Below are 4,969 nucleotides of genomic sequence, written 5' to 3'. Positions count from 1 at the left end.
TTTGTCTACAATCTGAGGCTTTGTAATCCAAAGCCCTTCCTTTATTAGTATTTAATTAACGTGTACTTCTTTTTACCTCTTCTGATAATCGTAAACTGCCCTTCAATCCGATCGGTTTCCGTTATTGCATAAGAGGTGTCAGTAATTTTTTCCCCATTAACGGTGACGGCACCATTTGAGATATCTTCGCGTGCTTGACGCTTGGATGGGGAAATTTTCGCCGCAACCAAAAGATCGACCAAATTCTCCTCATTTTGTGAAGTATAAGCTGGTACATCTTTAAAGCCCTGCTGGATTTCCGCAGCAGAAAGACTTCTTACATCCCCACTAAATAACGCTTGAGAAATTTTGATTGCCTGTTGTAAGGAATCTTCACCGTGAATCAAACGAGTCAGTTCTTCAGCTAAAACCTTTTGTGCCTCTCGGAGATGAGGCTCTTCCTGAACAGCTTTTTCTAATTGTTCAATTTCCTCATGCGAAAGGAATGTAAAAATCTTTAAGTATTTCACCACATCTGCATCAGCTGTATTAATCCAGAACTGGTAGAACTCATACGGGGTAGTTTTTTCAGGATCTAACCAAACTGCACCACTTTCCGTTTTCCCAAACTTTGTACCATCTGCTTTTGTCACAAGCGGAATGGTTAACCCAAATGCCTTCGAGCCTTCTGGCTGAACTTTGCGGATTAATTCCAATCCTGAAGTTATGTTCCCCCACTGGTCACTTCCGCCAATTTGTAATTTACAGTTGTGATGCTCATATAAATGAAGAAAATCCATCGCTTGTAAAATGGTATAGGTGAATTCTGTAAACGAAATACCCGTCTCAAGCCTTGATGCAATGGTATCCTTCGCTAGCATGTAATTGACACCGATATGTTTGCCGATATCACGCAAGAAGGTAACGACATCCATTGAGCCTGCCCAATCATAGTTATTAACCATGATTGCTCCGTTTTCACCTTCAAATTCGAAAATAGATTCAAGTTGCTTCTTGATACCTGCTACATTATCCTGCACTGTTTCTAGTGTTAACAGCTTTCGTTCTTCACTTTTACCACTCGGATCACCAATCAAGCCTGTTGCTCCTCCGACTAACACAATCGGAAGGTGGCCAAGCTGCTGAAATCTTCTAAGTGTTAAAAATGGCAGCAAATGGCCGATGTGCATACTATCTGCAGTTGGGTCAACACCACAATATAAAGAAATTTGCCCCTTGTTTAATGAATCCTTCAAACCTTCTTCATCCGTTTGCTGGTAAATGATTCCTCTCCATGCCAAATCCTGTATTAAATCCATCCTATTCCCTCCAATTTGGTAAAAAAATAAAAACGCCCCTGCAAAAATGCAGGGACGTAAATTTACGCGGTACCACCCAGCTTGAGGAAAATTCCTCCAACTCAAAAAATTAACGGTTTAGACCGTTCTCCGCTACAAAAAAATCATTTTCACAGAGAAAGCTCAGGGGAGTAATTCATTCTTCTATATGCATCAGCTTTCACCACCGCTGACTCTCTTGAAACAGGGATAGAAGAACTACAGTTGGTTCCCTTCACAGCTTTATTATTAAATTAATGTATAGCTTTTTTTACCATATTTCAGTTCCCTTGTCAAACTTAACTGGAAATTTCAGATAAATGTAGAACTTTGTCAGTTTTTATACCTTTGGTATGCTATAATGTACTTGATTTTAGATGAGGTGATACTATAGATGGTTGAAAAATTACAAGCATTGATAGAAAAAGCAAAATCCGTTCTGAACATATTTACCCATAAAAGAACAGTTAAAAGTGCACGAATCACATATCAAGTAGTTTGGAATCTGTTACTCCTTGTATTAACAGTCGTCATTCTTGGCGGATCATTTGCGACAGGTGTTGGTGCGGGTTATTTTGCTTCACTTGTAAAAGATGAACCTGTTCGCTCGTATGACAGCATGAAAAAAGATATTTATAACTATACGGAAACTTCTGAGTTATATTTTTCGGATAATGTTTATCTTGGTAAACTTCACACCGACTTGGAACGGGAAGAAGTAAAATTGGACGATGTATCAAATGATTTAGTCAATGCGGTAGTTGCAACCGAAGACGAATACTTTTACAAGCATAAAGGCGTTGTCCCAAAAGCTGTATTTCGGGCCGTTTTTCAGGAAGTGACAAATTCTGCTGTTCAATCCGGCGGTAGTACGTTAACACAGCAATTAATAAAAAATCAAATCTTAACAAATGAGGTCTCGTTTCAAAGGAAAGCCAATGAAATCTTACTTGCTCTTCGTTTAGAGAAATTTTTTGATAAAAAAGACATTCTTGAAGCTTATCTTAATGTGTCTACCTTAGGAAGAAATTCGTCTGGACGAAACATTGCTGGTGTTCAAGCAGCGGCAAAAGGGATCTTTGGTAAAAAGGCGAGTGATTTAACACTTCCGCAAGCTGCCTTCATTGCAGGATTGCCTCAAAGCCCGTTTGGATATACCCCGTTTACACGGGAAGGGACGATAAAAGAACCCCAATATCTCGAACCAGGTCTCACACGGATGAAAACCGTCCTAAAGAGAATGTTTGACGGTGGCTATATTAACGAGCATGAATATGCGCAAGCCTCTGCCTACGATATTAAAAAGGATTTTATCAAACCGGTTGCAAATCCACTGGAAAAATACCCATGGCTAACAGTCGAAATTGAAAAGCGGTCGATTGAAGTCCTGACCACTGTCTTAGCAAAAAATGATGGGATTTCAGAGAAAGAGTTAAAAAACGATGACAATCTTGCTTATAAATATCAAATATTAGCTCGAAATGCTTTGCGTCAAAATGGATACCAAATTCATTCGACAATAGACAAAAAAATATACGATGCGATGCAAAAGGTTAAGGATAATTATCAATATTACGGACCCGATAAGCCTCAAGAAAAGAAGGATCCTGAAACTGGAGAAATAACAACAGTTATGGAACCTGCTGAGGTTGGGGCAGAACTGATCGAAAACAAGACTGGAAAAATTATCAGTTTTGTCGCTGGACGGAATTATGATGATCAACAGCTAAATCACGCGACCAGTGCCATCAGACAAAACGGTTCTACCATGAAACCACTTCTTGTCTATGCACCCGCGATTGAGTTAGGAAAAGTTGCTCCGGGAACACCGCTGCCAAATGTAGCCTTAAGTCTTGCACCCGGCAGAAGTGATCCTTGGCCGCAAAACTATGACTATCGGTATAGCGGACTGGTTTCAGCAAGATATGCACTAGCGAAATCCTATAACGTACCAGCGGTTAAACTTTACAAGAGTATCGTTGACCAACGTCCCGCCAAGTATCTTGAAAAAATGGGATTTACCTCTTTAAGAAAAGATGATTATACCAATCTAGCTACTTCGATTGGATCGATGACAAATGGGGTAACCATCGAAGAAAATACGAATGCATTTAGTACCTTTGCTAATGATGGAAAATTTATTGATGCCTATATGATTGATAAAATTGTCGATAAAAATGGCAAAGTTATCTATCAGCACGAAGTGAAACCTGTTAATGTCTTTAAGCCGCAAACAGCCTATTTAACGATTGATATGATGCGTGACGTGGTAAAGATGGGAACGGCAGCAGGAGTTAGAAGCAAACTAAATTTCAGTGCGGACTGGGCTGGGAAAACGGGGACAGGAAATCAATATATTGACTCTTGGTTCGTTGCTTCAAACCCTAATGTCACCTTTGGTCTTTGGAGAGGGTATGATACACCAAAATCGCTCCAGACATCCGGTATGCCCTATAGTTCACGGACCAATAACTTATGGGCTCAGTTAATGAACGCTGCCTATAAAATTAAACCTGATCTAATTGCTCCAAAGAAGTCATTTAAAATGCCAAAAGGAATCGTGCAACGTTCTTATTGTGCTGTTTCCGGAATGCTGCCTTCCGAGGCATGTTCAAAAGCAGGCTTAATCGAATCAGATTACTTTAATGTCAATAATGTACCAACAAGAGTTGATGATAGCTTAATTGAAGGAAAATATGTTATGGTTGGCGACAAAAAATATTTGGCCTTGGATTCTACACCAAAAGAGTTTGCCCAATTTGGTCTCATTTTAAATCCCGATTTTATTAAACGAATTGTTGGAAATAACTTCTATAATTATAGACAACTAATTCCACAGAAAGAGCGCTGGGGTAAAATTCTCGTATCAAGTGCCAAAATGTCCGATAACGGGAAGAACCCTGACAGTGTCAGCTTAAAAGTAGAAGGGAATACATTAACATGGTCAGCATCTGGTGATAATGATGTTGTCGGTTACCGAGTCTATCAAGGTGGATTAGTTTCAGCAAAAGTAGGCAGTGTGATCAATGGCTCAAAACGATCATTTCAAGCTGGTACTGGTATCTATTATGTAACGGCGGTCGATATTGCTGGTAGAGAGTCTGCTCCATCGAATCTGGTTGAGGCTGGAGTAAAAATAACACCACCACCAGTAGATCCTACTAAACCTTCGGTACCGAAAGACCCTGCTAAACCTGCGGTACCGAATGGCCCTAATGTTCCAACTAAACCGACTGATCCAACAACAACACCGTAAATATTTTAAAACCGCACCGATAGTGGTGCGGTTTTTTCTGCTTTTTTTGGAATGGATGAAAAATTTTAATGTACTATCCAATTTACGATAAGAACAAGATATTAAGCCGTTGAAGGGTGCTTATATATTTGGTTCTGCCGCGACTAGCCTAAAAGTGAGTCATTGACCTGAAAAGTGAAAGCCCTGCTCATTTACGCATACCCAATAAAATGAGATCTCACGGTTAATGAGGACCTCGTTCATTTACCCATAACCAATAAAATGAGATCTCACGGTTAATGAAAGCCTTGTTCATTTACCGATTACCAATATAACAAGCTCTTACGGTCAATGAAAGCCCTGTTCATTTACCGATTACCAATAAAATAAGATCTCACGGTCAATGAAAGCCCTGTTC

2 protein-coding genes and 1 other annotated feature are annotated in these 4,969 nt (G+C 39.7%); of the genes, one reads left to right on the top strand and one right to left on the bottom strand.

What is annotated here, in order from left to right; translation table 11 throughout:
• Nucleotides 1–44: 44 nt before the first annotated feature.
• Nucleotides 45–1,298 (bottom strand): tyrosine--tRNA ligase, encoded by a 1,254-nt coding sequence (tyrS, locus tag J7E77_RS29520; protein ID WP_214719092.1) that lies wholly within the window; start codon nucleotides 1,296–1,298, stop codon nucleotides 45–47.
• A gap of 47 nt (nucleotides 1,299–1,345) precedes the next feature.
• Nucleotides 1,346–1,564 (bottom strand) — a binding site (T-box leader).
• A gap of 146 nt (nucleotides 1,565–1,710) precedes the next feature.
• Between tyrS and J7E77_RS29515 the strand changes: the two genes are divergently transcribed.
• On the top strand, nucleotides 1,711–4,572 hold the full coding sequence (locus tag J7E77_RS29515) for a transglycosylase domain-containing protein (RefSeq protein WP_214719091.1): 2,862 nt from the start codon (nucleotides 1,711–1,713) through the stop codon (nucleotides 4,570–4,572).
• Nucleotides 4,573–4,969: the final 397 nt, after the last annotated feature.

Source organism: Bacillus sp. ISL-77 (assembly GCF_018613105.1).
Note: the sequence above shows the minus strand (reverse complement) of the source record. Positions and strands in the feature narration are given on the sequence as shown.

Excerpts from the sequence above, each read along its gene's own strand:
- J7E77_RS29515 (WP_214719091.1), top strand. The coding sequence starts at position 1,711 with ATGGTTGAAAAATTACAAGCATTGATAGAAAAAGCAAAATCCGTTCTG.
- tyrS (WP_214719092.1), bottom strand. The coding sequence starts at position 1,298 with ATGGATTTAATACAGGATTTGGCATGGAGAGGAATCATTTACCAGCAA.